Origin of the sequence: Rhodoferax sp. (assembly GCF_010365055.1) — a bacterium.
Classification (GTDB): Bacteria; Pseudomonadota; Gammaproteobacteria; order Burkholderiales; family Burkholderiaceae_C; genus Rhodoferax.
Genome location: NZ_JAAFHA010000036.1, coordinates 1 through 15,013 on the forward strand (window position 1 = coordinate 1; position 15,013 = coordinate 15,013).

Below are 15,013 nucleotides of genomic sequence, written 5' to 3' on the forward strand. Positions count from 1 at the left end.
GGACTTCTCCTTCTAAAGGTTGCAGATTGACTTCCAAACCCAATCTTGGCACTTGATGCCGTTACCGGGAAGCGGGAAGTCCCTTCGTATTCGTCTTATATGCGTCAGCAGCTACTTAATACGTAGCACCTTCGAAACCGCGCTCAGCCGCCAGCCATTGCAGCACGGGCACGGTGCCGGGCAAAACCGGCGCCACCTGCACCGGCAACTGCTGCCACTCGAAGGACTGCGCTTCGCGCATCTCCAATTCGCCCGTCCAGCTAAGAACCTTGCAAAAGTTCAGCCGCACCAGCGCGTGGGGGTAGTCCACCATTTCAACGCGCCAGGGCGTTGCGGGACCGATCGTGATGCCGAGCTCTTCCTGCAGTTCGCGCTGCAGAGCTTGGGCCACGCTTTCACCGCGCTCCAGCTTGCCACCCGGAAACTCCCAGTAGCCGGCATAGACTTTGCCCGCCGGCCGGGAAGTCAGTAAGAAATCACCTTCAGGGCGGATCAGGACCCCCACCGCGACATCCACAACCGGGCGATTGGCCCCGCCATGGCGCGGCAACCCGGCGTCAGCGACGAGCATCTCGCTCATGCAGCAGTGGCATGGCGACCCGCATAGTCACGCGCAAACTGGTAGGCCACCCGGCCACTGCGTGAACCCCGTTCCAAGGCCCACACCAGGGCGTCAGGTCGGGCGGCTTTAATGGCAGGTGCGGCCACCCCAAATGAGCTCAACCACTGCGCCACGATGGCCAGATATTCATCCTGATTGAACGGATAAAAGCTGACCCACAGGCCAAACCGCTCCGAGAGCGATATTTTTTCTTCCACGCCCTCACCAGGATGCACCTCGCCGTCATCGGTGTGGGTGTAGCTCAGGTTTTCGCGCATGTATTCCGGCAACAAATGGCGCCGGTTGCTGGTGGCATAGATCAGAATATTGGCGGTGGTGGTGGCCACCGAGCCATCCAGGATGGACTTGAGGGCTTTGTAACCGGGCTCACCCTCTTCAAAACTGAGGTCGTCGCAAAACACGATAAATTTCTCAGGCCGGTCCGACACCACATCGACGATGTCCGGCAGGTCAACCAGATCGGCCTTATCAACCTCGATCAGGCGCAAACCGCGCTGCGCATACTCGTTCAGGCAGGCCTTGATCAGCGAGGACTTGCCGGTACCACGGGCCCCCGTCAGCAGCACATTGTTGGCCGGTTGGCCATTGACGAACTGCAGGGTGTTGCGCTGAATCTTCTCCTTTTGCAGCTCAACCTCTTTCAGGTCTGACAGCCGCATGGCGCCGACATGGCGCACCGGCTCCAGCGCAGCTCGGCCAGCGCTTCGCTTGCGGTAGCGATAAGCCACGCCAGCGCCCCAATCAGGCGGCGTCAACGCATGCGGCAGCACCGACTCAATGCGGTTGATCAGCTGCTCGGCACGCGCCAGCAAGTGCCCAAATTGCTCGTTCACGAGCGGTAGTCCGCGTTGATCGTGACGTACTCGTGACTCAGGTCACAGGTCCAGACGGTATCAATCGCATCGCCCCGCCCCAACAACACCCGCACCACAATTTCGCTCTGCTTCATAACGCGCTGGCCGTCTTCCTCCCGATACGCCGGATGGCGCCCGCCCCGGGTAGCCACATGCACATCGTCCAGATACAGATCGATGCGCGTCTGATCCAGATCGTTGATGCCCGCGTAACCGACCGCAGCAAGGATGCGACCCAGGTTGGGATCACTGGCAAAAAACGCCGTCTTCACCAGCGGCGAATGGGCAACGGCATAGGCCACCTGGCGACACTCGGACGGGGTCTTGCCGCCTTCCACCTGGAGAGTGATGAATTTGGTTGCACCTTCGCCATCGCGCACGATCGCTTGCGCCAGCTTCTTGGCAACGCCCAACATGGCAGCCAGAAGCGCTCGCCCGTCAGGACTGTCCAGCGATTCAATCGGCGCATGCGCGGCTTTGTTGGTGGCGATCACTACAAAGGAGTCATTGGTGGAGGTGTCGCCATCGACCGTCACCCGATTGAACGACCCCTCAGCCACTGCTGTTGCCAGCTGTTGCATCACGACCTGGCTGACACAGGCGTCGGTCGCCATAAAGCCAAGCATGGTGGCCATATTGGGGCGAATCATGCCCGCGCCTTTGCTGATGCCGGTGATGCTCACCAACGCGCCGCCAATCATGACCTGCGTTCCAAATGCTTTGGCCACGGTGTCGGTGGTCATGATGCCCTCGGCGGCGCGCAGCCAGTTGTCTTCGCGCACGTCCGCCAGCGCACCGTCCAGCCCGGCCTCGATCCGCTCAACCGGCAGGGTTTCCATGATGACACCAGTGGAAAAAGGCAGCACTTGCGCCGCAGATATGTCGAGCTTGCGGGCCAACGCCAGACAAGTGCCCAGGGCACGGGCGCGTCCATCTTCACCCGTGCCGGCGTTGGCGTTGCCGGTATTGATGAGCAGGGCGCGTATGCCCGCACCGCTGGCAAGATGTTGCCTGCACAGTTGCACTGGCGCTGCGCAAAACCGGTTCTGGGTGAAGACACCCGACACCGACGCACCCGGATCGATCAGCACCACGGTCAAATCCTTGCGCTGGGCCTTGCGGATGCCGGCTTCAGTCACGCCGATGCGCACGCCGGCGATCGGATAAAGCTCGGCTGGGTTGGGAGCGGGCAAATTGACAGACATAATTTTCTTTCAAATCAGGATTGGATGATCCAAAACTCAGGCCAAAAAAATGGGCCGCGGAGATAAACCAGGGCCCGTTGATAGCGTGCGTACCTGCGTCAGGCCAGCTTGCCGTGGCAGTGCTTGTACTTCTTGCCGCTGCCACAAGGACACAGTTCATTGCGACCGACACGCGGCACTTCCGAGCCTGGAATGGTCGATTTCTTTCTGAAGGTTTCCTCGTCGACAATGGTCTCAACCTCGCCGGTCTCGGTTGGTGCAATGTAGGTCACATTGGCAATGCTTTCGCCGCGGCTCTCCATCTCCTCAGCGGCTTGTTCAAGTTGCTCGCTGGATTGAACCTTGACCGTCATCAGCACTTTGGTGACATCATTCTTGACGGCATCCAGCAACTGGCTGAAGAGCTCGAAAGCCTCGCGCTTGTATTCCTGTTTCGGCTGCTTTTGGGCATAGCCGCGCAAATGAATGCCCTGGCGCAGATAGTCCAGCGCACTCAAGTGTTCGCGCCAATGGGTATCAATGCTTTGCAGCAGCACCATGCGCTCAAACTGGGTAAAGTTTTCACCACCCACCTGCGCCACCTTGGCTTCAAAGGCCTTGTCGGCCTCCAGTTGCACGCTGGTCAATAGATCATGATCCGTGATCGCGCTCGCTGCGCTGACCTGCTGCTGCAAGGCCAGTTCCAGCTGCCATTCGTCCGTCAGCACCTTCTCCAGTGCGGCCAGGTCCCACTGCTCTTCGACCGATTCCGCCGGCACATACTGACGCACCAGATCGTCAAAACAGCCGGCACGCAAAGAGGCAATCTGGGCCGTCAGGTCGCTAGCGTCCAAAATTTCATTGCGCTGCTGATAGATGACCTTGCGCTGGTCATTGGCGACATCGTCGTACTCCAACAACTGCTTGCGCATGTCAAAGTTACGCGCTTCCACCTTGCGCTGAGCGCTCTCGATTGAACGAGTCACAATGCCCGCCTCGATCGCCTCGCCATCGGGCATCTTCAGCCGATCCATGATCGCCTTGACCCGGTCGCCAGCAAAAATTCGCATCAGCGAGTCATCCAGGCTGAGGTAGAAGCGCGATGAGCCAGGATCGCCCTGGCGGCCAGAGCGGCCCCGCAACTGGTTGTCAATACGGCGCGACTCGTGGCGCTCGGTCGCAATGATGCGCAAACCACCCAAGGCCTTGACCTTTTCGTGCTCTTGCACCCACTGCGCTTGGATCGCGTCAATCTGCTGTTTTTTCTGCTCGGCGCTCAACGATTCATCTGCCTCCACCGCTTCCAGGTCCTTGCTGATGTTGCCGCCCAACACAATATCGGTCCCCCGACCTGCCATGTTGGTGGCGATGGTGATGACTTTGGAGCGCCCGGCCTGGGCAATGATGTCGGCTTCGCGCGCATGCTGCTTCGCATTAAGCACCTGGTGCGGCAACTTTTCTTTTTCCAGCAAATCAGCAATGATTTCGGAGTTTTCGATCGAGGTGGTACCAACCAGCACCGGCTGGCCGCGCTCGTAGCATTCCCGGATGTCCTTGATGGCCGCCTCGTATTTTTCACGCGTGGTCTTGTAGACACGGTCCAACTGGTCGTCGCGCCGACTCGGACGGTTCGGCGGCATCACCAGCGTCTCAAGTCCGTAGATTTCCTGGAACTCGTAGGCTTCGGTGTCAGCCGTGCCGGTCATGCCCGCCAGCTTGCCGTACAGGCGGAAGTAATTCTGGAACGTGATCGACGCCATGGTCTGATTTTCAGGCTGAATGGCGACGCCCTCCTTGGCCTCCACCGCCTGGTGCAGTCCCTCGCTCCAGCGCCGCCCCGTCATCAAGCGACCAGTAAACTCGTCGACGATCACGATCTCGCCGTTTTGCACCACGTAGTGCTGGTCGCGGAAATAGAGATGCTTGGCGCGCAGCGCTGCATACAGGTGATGCATCAGCGTGATGTTGGCCGGGTCGTACAGGGTAGCGCCTTCGGGAATCAGCCCGAGTTCGGACAGGATGCGCTCAGCGCTCTCATGCCCCTGCTCCGTCAGGAACACCTGGTGGCTTTTTTCATCCACCGTGAAGTCACCCGGCTTGGTGACGCCTTCGCCGGTGCGAATGTCTTCTTCGCCTTCCTGGCGTTGCAACAGGGGCACCACTTTTTTGATCGCGAGGTAGAGGTCAGTCTGGTCTTCTGCCTGGCCGCTGATGATGAGCGGCGTGCGCGCCTCGTCAATCAGGATCGAATCCACCTCATCCACAATGGCGTAATTGAGGCCCCGTTGCACCCGGTCAGTGGCCTCATAGACCATGTTGTCGCGCAAGTAGTCAAAGCCGTATTCGTTGTTGGTGCCATAGGTAATGTCGGCGCGGTAGGCCGCCTGCTTTTCCTCGCGCGCCATGTTGGGCAGGTTGATACCCACGCTCAAACCCAAAAAGTTGTAGAGCTTGCCCATCCACTGCGCATCGCGATTGGCCAGGTAGTCATTGACCGTGACAACGTGAACCCCGTTACCCGTTAACGCATTGAGGTACACCGGCATGGTGGCGGTCAGGGTCTTGCCTTCACCGGTGCCCATTTCGGAAATCTTGCCGTTGTGCAGCGACATGCCGCCGAGCAACTGCACATCGAAGTGGCGCATCTTCATCACACGCTTGGAACCCTCTCGCACCACGGCAAACGCCTCGGGCAACAGGGCATCCAGGGATTCCCCCTTGGCGATGCGATCCTTGAACTCCTGGGTCTTGCCGCGCAACGCGTCGTCAGACAGCTTTTCAAGCTCAGTCTCCATCGCGTTAATGCGCACCACACTTTTGCGGTACTGCTTGAGTTGGCGGTCATTGCGACTGCCGAAAATTTTAGTGAGGATGTTAGTGGCCATGAATGCAAGACCGGCCCGCCAACCCACCAGGGCCGACAGAACAGCGCAATCCTTTTATTAATCTTGATGAAATGAGCTCAAAGTCGCGAAGCGCAAGCGCCTGACGAAATACGCCGTGCGGAGAAAACAAAAACGCCATTTTAGCTGTGCCCGCCCGGGTGACTTCAGGGATGACTTGGCCAGGCTGGCGCAGCAGCCATCTGCTTGGCCAATTGAGGCGTTGCCAGGTGCTGCCCGGCCGTCAGGAACTTCTGGGGGTCTTGCGGAATACCCTGCACCAGCACTTCAAAGTGCAAATGTGGCCCGGTCGAGCGCCCGGTGGTGCCGACCTCGGCAATTTTCTGCCCACGCCTGATCAAGTCGCCCTTCCTGACCATTACTTTGGATGCATGGGCGTAGCGGCTGATGAGGTCATTGCCGTGGTCAATTTCAATCATGTTGCCGTACTCGGGATGAAACGCCTGTGTCACCACCACGCCACCAGCAGCCGCCACAATGGGGGTCCCAGTCACGGCCGGAAAATCCAGACCAGTGTGCAGCGCCGAGCGCCCGGTCAACGGATCCAGGCGCCAGCCAAAAGCTGAGCCCACAGTGGCCGATATCACCGGCGGCTGCGTCGGCACCATCATGTTGCGGACCTTCTGCTCAAACAAGCGCGACTCCAGCACCGTCAACAAGTCGGTCCGCTGATCGGTCAGGCGCGCCAGGTCGTCCAGCGTGGCTTGCAACTCCTGCATTGACAAGGAGCGGCCCGACACCAGCGGGCCGCCTTGGCCCGGCTGGTTTCTTATTTCGGCCGGGTTAACCCCGGCCAAGCCCGAAACACGCTCACCCAGGGACTCCAACTGCGTCAGCTTGGCCTGCATTTGGCCCAGCTTGCGGGCCAGCACATCGAGGTTCTCACGCATAAAGCGGTCACGCTGGGCAAATTCATCCTTGACGACGACGCGCAACAACGAGCCCACGACCGGCCACCCGTCTCTGGCACCCTTCAAAAACACATAGTGGTAAACACCGGCCGCCAGTACGATCAAGATCAATGCGGCCAGCAATGCCGCCACAACCAGCTTGCTGCCAGTCAGTTGTATGGTGCGACTCTTGGCGAGCCAGGCATCCGTGATAATCAATTGCATTCAAACAGTTCCTCAATAAGCCACTCATGAACCGCCGCCACCATGCCGTCTCGCTCTTACAGGCGAGTCAGGACTCGCCCACGTTGGCGCGACTGACGGAGCTCACACGGGACTCGGCGGCGCGACTCAAGGCTGTTGAATCGCTCATCCCCGCCGCACTACTTTCAGCGATCCAGGCCGGCCCGATTGAGGGCCCGGTGTGGTGCCTGCTTCTGGACAACAACGCAGCCGCCGCAAAAATTCGCCAGCTATTACCCGCACTGCAGTCTCATTTGCGAGTCAACGGGTGGGAGGTTAACTCAATTCGGCTCAAGGTCCAAGTGACGCGCAGCCGCTAAATCCCCACGCCAGCATCATCGCCCGCCAGCTTGAATAATGTACCAGTGCTTGATTGTAAGAATGCACGTTTTCCCGCGACTAACCTGCAACGAGGACCCCACCATGCTTATCAAAACCAATCGCGATGGCTATGGCCAGCCAAGCACCAGCGAAATCACTGATCAGGCTATCTATGCTGGTCGACGCGACCTGATCAAACTGCTGGCCTCTGGCGCCGCGGGGGCAGCCATCACCACGTGGGCTTCGCGTGAAGCACTGGCGCAAAGCGCTATTGGCACCCCACGGCCAGGCAAATTGGCGCCCTTGCCGAGCATCAAATCCGCAGTCGCCGGGGCCGCGACGATGGAAAAGCTCACGCCCTACAAGGATGCCAGCAGTTACAACAATTTCTATGAATTTGGTACTGACAAGGCTGATCCGGCCAGCAACGCCCATACGCTTAAGACCAGCGCCTGGACCGTCGAGATTGAAGGACTGGTCAAAAGACCCGCGCGTTACGCCCTCGAAGACCTGCTCAAGCTCAGCGCTCAGCAAGAGCGCATTTATCGGTTGCGCTGTGTGGAAGGCTGGTCGATGGTGATCCCGTGGATCGGTTATTCGCTCAGTGAGTTGATCAAAAAAGTGGAGCCGCTGGGCAGCGCCAAGTATGTTGAATTTGTCACACTGGCCGACCCCAAGACCATGCCGGGTGTCGGTTCACGGGTGCTCGATTGGCCCTATGTGGAGGGCTTGCGCCTGGACGAAGCCATGCATCCGCTGACCCTGCTGAGTTTCGGCATGTATGGCGAGGTGCTGCCCAATCAAAGCGGGGCTCCGGTGCGATTGGTGGTGCCGTGGAAATATGGTTTCAAGAGTGGCAAGAGCCTGGTCAAAATCCGATTCACCGACAAGCAGCCCGCCACCGCCTGGAACAAGGCCGCTGCCAATGAATATGGTTTTTACTCCAACGTCAACCCGGACGTGGACCACCCGCGCTGGAGCCAGGCGACCGAGCGGCGCATCGGCGAAGACGGTTTGTTTGCCAAGAAGCGCAAGACGCTGATGTTCAATGGCTATGAGGCGCAGGTCGGGCAGCTCTACGCGGGCATGGACCTCAAGAAGTTCTTCTGATGTCGGCGCTCGCCTGGCTACGGCCAGCAGCGGGGCTGAAGCCGCTTTTGCGCCACCGTCTGGCCAAGCCCACCGCCTTTGGCTTGTCGCTGTTGCCATTTTTCTGGCTGCTCTACGCTGCGATCTTTGATCAGCTTGGCGCCAACCCGGCCGAGGCGCTGGTTCGCGCCACCGGGGACTGGACGTTGCGCTTCCTGTGCCTGGTGCTGGCAGTTACGCCACTGCGGATCCTGAGCAACACGCCGGCGCTGGCCAGTTTTCGACGCATGCTGGGTTTGTTCGTTTATTTCTACGCTACGCTGCACTTGCTGAGCTACAGCGGTTTTGACATGGGCTTTGATGTGGCCGACATCGGGCGCGACATCATCAAGCGCCCGTTCATTCTGGTGGGTTTTTCGGCTTTTGTGCTGCTCACCGCGCTGGCTTTGACGTCCTTCAATCGTGCCATCAAGACGCTGGGCGCCAAGCGCTGGCAGTTTTTGCACCGGCTGGTTTATGTCGTTGCCGGGCTGGCGCTGCTGCACTTTTTCTGGATGCGCGCGGGCAAAAACGATTTTGCCGAAGTATTGGTTTACGCGTTGATTCTAGGCTCGCTGCTGGCCTGGCGTTTGACCATGTTTATAAGAAAAACTTGTCTCTAGCCCCCGTCCAATATGCTTAAGCAGCTATCAAAACAATAGTTATTTTGATTTAATTCCAACCAGACGCTCGCTTTGCATCTGGTCTGCCATCGTCTCCCTGCGTCGGATCAGGTGCGCTTGGGAACCCTCCACCAGAATCTCAGCGGCGCGACCACGTGAGTTGTAGTTGCTCGCCATGCTCATGCAGTAAGCGCCGCTTGAGAGCACCGCCAACAGGTCGCCCTGTTGCACCGCCAGACTGCGGTCATGACCGAGCCAGTCGCCACTTTCGCAGATCGGCCCCACCACATCCCAGGTCTCGGGCACATCCTGGCGTGGATTCAAGGGGACGATCTGGTGAAACGCCTGGTACAGGGCCGGACGCGGCAAATCGTTCATGGCGGCGTCGATGATGCAGAAGTTCTTGTGCTCTCCGGGTTTGAGGTACAGCACCTCCGACACACACACACCGGCATTACCCACCAGCGATCGCCCCGGCTCGATCATCAAATCCCGCTGGCCAAAGCCCCGCGCATCAAGACGAGCCAACAGCTTTTGCCAGAGCACCCCGGCATCGGGCGGTGTCTCGCCGCTGTAGTCAATGCCCAGGCCTCCACCAAAATCGATGTGCTGCAGAGGAATGCCCACCGCTTCAATCGCTTCCACCAAGTCCAGCATGCGCTCCACTGCGTCCAGGTAAGGATCTTCTTGCGTGATCTGGGAGCCAATGTGGCAATCGATACCAAGCACACGGATGCCGGCCAGCTTCGCGGCGCGCTGGTAGGTTGGCAACACGCGCTCATGCGCCACGCCGAACTTGCTGTCTTTCAGACCGGTGGAAATGTAGGGGTGGGTCTTGGGGTCGACGTTGGGATTGACGCGGATACTCACCGGCGCGCAAACACCCAAGGACAGCGCCACCTGACTCAGGACTTCAAGCTCCGCTTCACTCTCGACGTTGAAGCAGCCAATGCCGGCCTCAAGCGCACGCCGCATCTCCGCACGCGTCTTGCCGACGCCGGAGAAAATGATCTTGCCAGGCTGGCCGCCTGCAGCCAGCACGCGCTCCAAGTCACCGCCCGAGACAATGTCAAAGCCGCAACCGGCTTCGGCAAAAACCTCAATCACGCCGAGCGCGGGGTTGGCTTTCATGGCGTAGCAGATCTGAACCTTGCGCCCGGCGAAGCCGCGCTGGTAAGCGGCCAATGCCGCCAGCATGGCGCCTTTCGAGTAGACAAAAAGTGGCGTGCCATGGTCTTTTGCCAGATCACTCACTCGAATTTCTTCACAATAAAGTTCGTTGCCCCGGTAGGCAAGATGAGGCTGGCCGGGAAGATTTTCGTGTGTCATTGGGGCGCGGGGGTGGCAGCCGAGGCTGCATGGGCGGGTTGGCTGGCAGGTGCCGGGACCGTCTGCGCCTCGGGCCAGGTGGTCCGTTTTACAGCGGCTGGTTCAGGCGGCAAATACAGCGGGCCTTGCTGGCCACAGGCCGACAGGCTCACCGCGCTGCTGGCGAGGACAATGGCACTGACTAGAATTTGCAGAAATCTCAACATGGTGAAATTGTAATGACCGACCTTGAATTCATGGACCGCGCCGAAAATCTGCTCCAGGCGGTTGAAACCAGTTGCGACCGTATCAATGACCAGGCGCTGGCCGATATCGACAACCAGCGCGTCGGCAGCATGGTCACGCTCGTGTTTTCAAACAAGAGCCAGATTGTCATCAACCTGCAAAAGCCCTTGCATGAAATCTGGCTGGCGGCCAAGTCGGGCGGTTATCACTACAAATTTGATATCAACCAGTGGCTTGATACCAAGGGCCAAAGCGAGTTTTTTGCCAATTTGTCGCGCTGTGCCAGTGAGCAGGCAGGCTGCCCGCTGGTGCTCAATTCCTGAACAAGTCCAGAATTTGCTTTCTTTCGTCAGCGGGCGGCATCTGAATCGGCTGGCTGCCGTCTTGCGCAGCCGAAGGATCGTCCAGCCCGACACTGGTGACGCCCGCCCTGTTGGCATATTCGGTATAAAACCATTCACCGCCCGAGTTGACGACACCCTCGGGCACGGCCAGCTCAGCGACCGGCACTTGGGCGAGTGCCTCCTGCATGTACCTGATCCAGATCGGCAGGCTCAAGCCGCCACCGGTTTCGCGCGCACCGAGTTTGCGCGGTGTGTCGTAGCCAATCCAGCTCACTGCCGCCAGCGTGGGCTGGAATCCGGCAAACCACGCGTCCATGGAGTCGTTGGTGGTGCCGGTTTTGCCATACAAGTCAGGGCGCTTCAAAATAGCCTGCGCGGACGCCGCCGTGCCACTGCGGGTGACTTCCTGCAACAAACTGTCCATGATGAAAGCATTGCGCGCATCAATCGCCCGCATTGATTCGTCAAGCACAGGAGGTCTGGTCTCCACCAGGACTTTGCCCTTCTGCTCGGTGACCTTGCTGATCAGCCAGGGATTGACGCGGTAGCCACCATTGGCAAAGACCGAGTAGGCCGACGCCATTTGCAGAGGCGTGACGGAGCCGGCGCCCAAGGCCATCGTCAGGTAGGCGGGATGCTTGTCAGCTTCAAAGCCAAAACGGGTCGCCCAATCCTGCGCATTTTGCGCGCCCACCGCCTGCAGAATCCGAATGGAGATCATATTCTTGGACTTGGCCAGCCCCCGGCGCATCGTCATGGGCCCTTCAAATTTTCCATCGTAATTTTTGGGCTCCCAAGGCTGGCCGCCGGTCACGCCGGCGCTGAAGAAGAGCGGGGCATCGTTGACGATGGTTGCCGGTGTAAAGCCTTTTTCGAGGGCTGCGGAATAGATGAATGGTTTGAAGCTGGAGCCGGGTTGGCGCCAGGCTTGCGTGACATGGTTGAATTTGTTCTTTTCAAAGTCAAAACCACCGACCAAGGCCTTGATGGCGCCACTGCGCGGGTCCAGCGCCACAAAAGCACCTTCGACTTCAGGCAACTGCGTGATTTCCCAAGTATTTTTTGGCGTTTTGGTGACCCGAATCACGGCACCTCGGCGAACCTTGATGTTCGGGGGTGCTTTGTCCGACAGGCCTGACTGGGCCGGCTTGAGGCCGGCGCCCGTGATTTCAACGGTTTCGCCATTCAGACGCAGCGCGGTTATTTTCTTCGGATCGGCGGTCAAGACCATTGCCGACATCACGTCGCCGTTGTCAGGGTGCTCAGCCAATGCCTGGTCAATCGCGTCCTCCAGTTCCTGCGGATCGGCCGGCAGGGCGACGAATTCCTCCGGGCCCCGGTAAATCTGGCGTCGCTCAAAATCCATGATGCCCCGCCGCAAGGACTTATACGCTGCGTCCTGGTCGGCCGCGCGCAGAGTGGTGTACACGTTCAAGCCACGGGTGTAGGTCTCATTGCCATACTGCGCAAACATCAACTGCCGTACGGTCTCAGCCGCGTACTCGGCGTGCACTTTGGCGTGCTCGGCACTGGACTTGATGCTCAACTCTTCCTGCTTGGCGGCCTGAGCCTGTTCGGCCGTGATGAAGCCGTTTTCCTGCATGCGATCAATGATGTGCAACTGGCGTGCCTTGGCACGCTTTGGGTTGACGATCGGGTTGTAGGCGGACGGCGCCTTGGGCAATCCAGCCAGCATGGCCGCTTCTGCCACTGTAATGTTTTTCAGCGGCTTGTCAAAATACGCCTCAGAGGCAGCGGCAAAACCATAGGCACGGTTGCCCAGAAAAATCTGATTCATGTAGATTTCAAGAATCTGATCCTTGCTCAGCATGTGTTCCAGCTTGAAGGTCAGCAAAATTTCATAGATCTTGCGGGTGTAGGTTTTTTCTGTTGACAGGTAAACGTTGCGCGCCACCTGCATGGTGATGGTGGACGCGCCCTGGCTCTTGATGCGCCCCAGGTTGGCCAGCGCCGCGCGCAGTACGCCCTTGTAATCGACGCCGCCATGCTCGTAAAACCGTGCGTCCTCAATGGCCAGAACCGCATCCACCATGACCTTCGGGATATCCTTGATTGGCGTCAGGTGCCGGCGCTCCTCGCCAAACTCACCAATCAAAACACCTTCCGCTGAGTACACGCGCAAAGGCAACTTGGGGCGGTAATCAGACAAGTCTGAAATGTCGGGCAAATTCGGAAACGCAACGGCCATTGCGATCGCAACAATGATCAGGATCGACAAGACCCCTGCCAGCAATAAGCCACCGCCCCACAACACGATGCGCAGCAGCCCATTCAGGACGTTGGCGCCGGAATTGACCTTGTTGTTGGATGAACTGGGCTCGCTAGCGGGTGATATGGAAGGCATAGAAAACTTGGTAGACACTCGTTGTCATTATAAAAATGAAGTTCTTATAGTTTTGGCGCGCTAGTATCCGCTATTGTCGGCGGCCGGCTTGCTGCGGCCTGTTGGACCGCTGGTGCAAAGCCAGACGGAGTCCAAAACGTCTACTTTTGGCAACACTGGTAATCCCTAGAATCTGGAAAAACCTTGGCGGGACAATGGGCTTGCTGCTAGCATTGAAGTGAAGTCTTAAGTTTCGCCGATCTGTGATTGGCCATTTTCAGGGGATAGTTTTGATCTCATTGGGGTCCTTGTTTAGTCGTCAGCCCGCCCCCATGCTAGGTTTGGATATCAGCTCTTCCAGTGTGAAAATGGTCGAATTGGGTCAAGACAAAGCTGGCAATCTGGTGCTTGAACGCTGTGCGATTGTGCCGCTTGAGCGTGGCTGGATAACTGACGGCAACATCGAGAAGTTCGATGAAGTGGCCGATGCAGTGCGCCGTTTGCTGAAAAAAAGCGGAACCAAAACAAAGAATGTCGCAATGGCCCTGCCGCCGTCGGCGGTTATCACTAAAAAGATAACACTGCCGGGAGGCATGTCCGACCAGGAGTTGGAGATGCAGGTCGAGACTGAGGCAAACCAGTACATCCCATTCCCGTTGGACGAAGTCAGTCTTGATTTTTGCATCGTCGGACCCAGCGCCACGTCTGCTGGCGATGTGGAGGTACTCATTGCAGCCTCCCGCCGGGAAAAAGTGCAGGATATCCAGGGCTTGGCGGAAGCCGCTGGCTTGAAGCCCGTGATTGTGGACATCGAATCTTATGCCTCCCGTCTGGCGACCAGTCGCTTGATCGAGAGACTCCCCAACAAAGGGGTCGGCAATATCGTCGCCCTTTTTGAAGTGGGAGCGCAGACCACCAGTATGCAGGTCATTCGCGACGACGAAGTCTTGTACGACCGGGATCAAGCCTTCGGCGGGGCGCAACTCACGCAGTTGATCGTGCGCCAGTATGGCTTTTCACTGGAAGAAGCTGAGAGCAAAAAGCGCAACGGCGAACTGCCCGACGACTATGAAGCCAGCGTAATGCGCCCCTTTGTTGAAAGCATGGTGCAGGAAATCGGTCGTGCCCTGCAATTCTTCTTTACCAGCACGCCGCACAACAAGGTTGACTACGTGATGCTGGCAGGCGGCTCGGCGGCATTGCCGGGCTTGACGGCAGCCGTCACACAACACACCACCTTCGCCTGCACGTTGGTCAATCCGTTTGAAGGCATGGAAATTGGCGAAGGGGTTCGTTTGAAGAAAATGTCACGAGAAGCCCCGTCTTATCTCACCTCCTGCGGACTGGCATTACGGAGGTTCATGCAGTGATACTGATCAATCTACTGCCGCACCGCGAAGCGGCGCGCAAACTTCGCAAAGATGTTTTCAATGTCAGTTTGGGGCTGGCAGCCCTGGCCGGTGGTTTGCTCGCCGGCATCATCTTTCTGGCATTCCAGTCCCAGATCTCCGATCAACAGGGGCGAAACCAGTTGCTGCAGACCGAGATCAAACGTTTTGATGCCCAAATCAAAGATATCGCTGGTCTTGAATCTGAAATTGCCGCCTTGCGCGCGCGCCAGCAAGCCGTTGAAGACTTGCAGGCCGACCGGAATTTACCGGTTCACCTGCTGACCGAATTGGTCAAGCAATTGCCCGATGGGGTGTACATCGTGAGCATGCGCCAGGACAACCAGACGGTGACGCTGCAAGGCGTGGCCCAGTCCAATGAGCGCGTGTCCGAGCTGTTGCGCAATTTGGGGAACAACACGCCCTGGTTTTCCAAGCCGGAGCTGATTGAAATCGTAGCGGGCTCTGTGACGCTGCCACCCCGCGAGCAGCGACGCGTTGCCAACTTCACCATCCGCGTTCATTTGATGCGCGCCAGCGAAGCCGAAAAATCGCGCGTTGCAGTCAGTGCTGCAGGCTCGGTGCCAGCCGCCGCAACTCCTGTCAAGCAATAGG

The 15,013-nt window shown here is 58.4% G+C and carries 14 protein-coding genes; 6 read left to right on the forward strand and 8 right to left on the reverse strand.

Going from position 1 to position 15,013, the window contains the following annotated elements; genetic code table 11:
- Nucleotides 1-115: 115 nt before the first annotated feature.
- The 5 genes from GZ093_RS10085 to GZ093_RS10105 form a co-directional block, all read right to left on the reverse strand.
- Entirely contained in the window at nt 116-571 is a 456-nt protein-coding gene (locus GZ093_RS10085; protein WP_296485558.1) for an NUDIX domain-containing protein, read from the reverse strand.
- Nucleotides 572-576: 5 nt separating this feature from the next.
- Nucleotides 577-1,455, reverse strand: a complete 879-nt coding sequence (locus tag GZ093_RS10090; RefSeq protein WP_296485499.1) for an ATP-binding protein — start codon at nt 1,453-1,455, stop codon at nt 577-579.
- A complete protein-coding gene (gene argJ / locus GZ093_RS10095; protein ID WP_296485501.1) occupies nt 1,452-2,681 on the reverse strand; it encodes a bifunctional glutamate N-acetyltransferase/amino-acid acetyltransferase ArgJ in 1,230 nt (409 codons plus the stop codon). Before argJ ends, GZ093_RS10090 begins: the two co-directional genes overlap by 4 nt.
- Before the next feature lie 98 nt (nt 2,682-2,779).
- Nucleotides 2,780-5,545, reverse strand: coding sequence for a preprotein translocase subunit SecA (gene secA / locus GZ093_RS10100; RefSeq protein WP_296485503.1), 2,766 nt, complete (start codon nt 5,543-5,545; stop codon nt 2,780-2,782).
- Nucleotides 5,546-5,709: 164 nt separating this feature from the next.
- The gene (locus GZ093_RS10105) at nt 5,710-6,678 is read right to left on the reverse strand and encodes a peptidoglycan DD-metalloendopeptidase family protein (protein WP_296485504.1); all 969 of its coding nucleotides are present in this window, start codon (nt 6,676-6,678) and stop codon (nt 5,710-5,712) included.
- Between the two features lie 26 nt (nt 6,679-6,704).
- Here GZ093_RS10105 and GZ093_RS10110 point away from each other — a divergent pair, with 26 nt between their 5' ends.
- The 3 genes from GZ093_RS10110 to GZ093_RS10120 all read left to right on the forward strand — a co-directional run bounded on the left by GZ093_RS10110 (nt 6,705) and on the right by GZ093_RS10120 (nt 8,768).
- Nucleotides 6,705-7,016, forward strand: a complete 312-nt coding sequence (locus tag GZ093_RS10110; protein ID WP_296485505.1) for a hypothetical protein — start codon at nt 6,705-6,707, stop codon at nt 7,014-7,016.
- A gap of 103 nt (nt 7,017-7,119) precedes the next feature.
- A complete protein-coding gene (msrP, locus tag GZ093_RS10115; protein ID WP_296485507.1) occupies nt 7,120-8,127 on the forward strand; it encodes a protein-methionine-sulfoxide reductase catalytic subunit MsrP in 1,008 nt (335 codons plus the stop codon).
- Nucleotides 8,127-8,768: a protein-methionine-sulfoxide reductase heme-binding subunit MsrQ gene (locus GZ093_RS10120; RefSeq protein WP_296485509.1), complete on the forward strand. Its 642-nt coding sequence runs from the start codon at nt 8,127-8,129 to the stop codon at nt 8,766-8,768. The genes msrP and GZ093_RS10120 overlap by 1 nt, the downstream gene beginning before the upstream one ends.
- 39 nt (nt 8,769-8,807) lie before the next feature.
- Here GZ093_RS10120 and lysA read toward each other — a convergent pair whose 3' ends face one another.
- Together lysA and GZ093_RS10130 are read right to left on the reverse strand one after the other, a co-directional pair.
- The gene (lysA, locus tag GZ093_RS10125; RefSeq protein WP_296485511.1) at nt 8,808-10,097 is read right to left on the reverse strand and encodes a diaminopimelate decarboxylase; all 1,290 of its coding nucleotides are present in this window, start codon (nt 10,095-10,097) and stop codon (nt 8,808-8,810) included.
- Nucleotides 10,094-10,303 (reverse strand): lipoprotein, encoded by a 210-nt coding sequence (locus GZ093_RS10130; RefSeq protein ID WP_296485513.1) that lies wholly within the window; start codon nt 10,301-10,303, stop codon nt 10,094-10,096. Before GZ093_RS10130 ends, lysA begins: the two co-directional genes overlap by 4 nt.
- 12 nt (nt 10,304-10,315) lie before the next feature.
- Between GZ093_RS10130 and cyaY the strand changes: the two genes are divergently transcribed.
- A complete protein-coding gene (gene cyaY, locus GZ093_RS10135) occupies nt 10,316-10,645 on the forward strand; it encodes an iron donor protein CyaY (protein WP_296485516.1) in 330 nt (109 codons plus the stop codon).
- On the opposite strand, the gene GZ093_RS10140 is transcribed toward cyaY, so the two are convergent.
- Nucleotides 10,635-13,031: a penicillin-binding protein 1A gene (locus tag GZ093_RS10140; protein ID WP_296485518.1), complete on the reverse strand. Its 2,397-nt coding sequence runs from the start codon at nt 13,029-13,031 to the stop codon at nt 10,635-10,637. The genes cyaY and GZ093_RS10140 overlap by 11 nt on opposite strands.
- A gap of 269 nt (nt 13,032-13,300) precedes the next feature.
- Between GZ093_RS10140 and GZ093_RS10145 the strand changes: the two genes are divergently transcribed.
- Nucleotides 13,301-14,380, forward strand: a complete 1,080-nt coding sequence (locus tag GZ093_RS10145) for a pilus assembly protein PilM (protein WP_296485520.1) — start codon at nt 13,301-13,303, stop codon at nt 14,378-14,380.
- Nucleotides 14,377-15,012, forward strand: a complete 636-nt coding sequence (locus tag GZ093_RS10150; protein WP_296485522.1) for a PilN domain-containing protein — start codon at nt 14,377-14,379, stop codon at nt 15,010-15,012. The genes GZ093_RS10145 and GZ093_RS10150 overlap by 4 nt, the downstream gene beginning before the upstream one ends.
- Nucleotide 15,013: the final 1 nt, after the last annotated feature.

What these genes read in the sequence shown, in the direction of transcription:
- GZ093_RS10085 (WP_296485558.1), bottom strand. Translation starts at nt 571, where the DNA reads ATGCTCGTCGCTGACGCCGGGTTGCCGCGCCATGGCGGGGCCAATCGC.
- argJ (WP_296485501.1), bottom strand. Translation starts at nt 2,681, where the DNA reads ATGTCTGTCAATTTGCCCGCTCCCAACCCAGCCGAGCTTTATCCGATC.
- secA (WP_296485503.1), bottom strand. Translation starts at nt 5,545, where the DNA reads ATGGCCACTAACATCCTCACTAAAATTTTCGGCAGTCGCAATGACCGC.
- GZ093_RS10105 (WP_296485504.1), bottom strand. Translation starts at nt 6,678, where the DNA reads ATGCAATTGATTATCACGGATGCCTGGCTCGCCAAGAGTCGCACCATA.
- GZ093_RS10110 (WP_296485505.1), top strand. Translation starts at nt 6,705, where the DNA reads ATGAACCGCCGCCACCATGCCGTCTCGCTCTTACAGGCGAGTCAGGAC.
- msrP (WP_296485507.1), top strand. Translation starts at nt 7,120, where the DNA reads ATGCTTATCAAAACCAATCGCGATGGCTATGGCCAGCCAAGCACCAGC.
- GZ093_RS10120 (WP_296485509.1), top strand. Translation starts at nt 8,127, where the DNA reads ATGTCGGCGCTCGCCTGGCTACGGCCAGCAGCGGGGCTGAAGCCGCTT.
- lysA (WP_296485511.1), bottom strand. Translation starts at nt 10,097, where the DNA reads ATGACACACGAAAATCTTCCCGGCCAGCCTCATCTTGCCTACCGGGGC.
- GZ093_RS10130 (WP_296485513.1), bottom strand. Translation starts at nt 10,303, where the DNA reads ATGTTGAGATTTCTGCAAATTCTAGTCAGTGCCATTGTCCTCGCCAGC.
- cyaY (WP_296485516.1), top strand. Translation starts at nt 10,316, where the DNA reads ATGACCGACCTTGAATTCATGGACCGCGCCGAAAATCTGCTCCAGGCG.
- GZ093_RS10140 (WP_296485518.1), bottom strand. Translation starts at nt 13,031, where the DNA reads ATGCCTTCCATATCACCCGCTAGCGAGCCCAGTTCATCCAACAACAAG.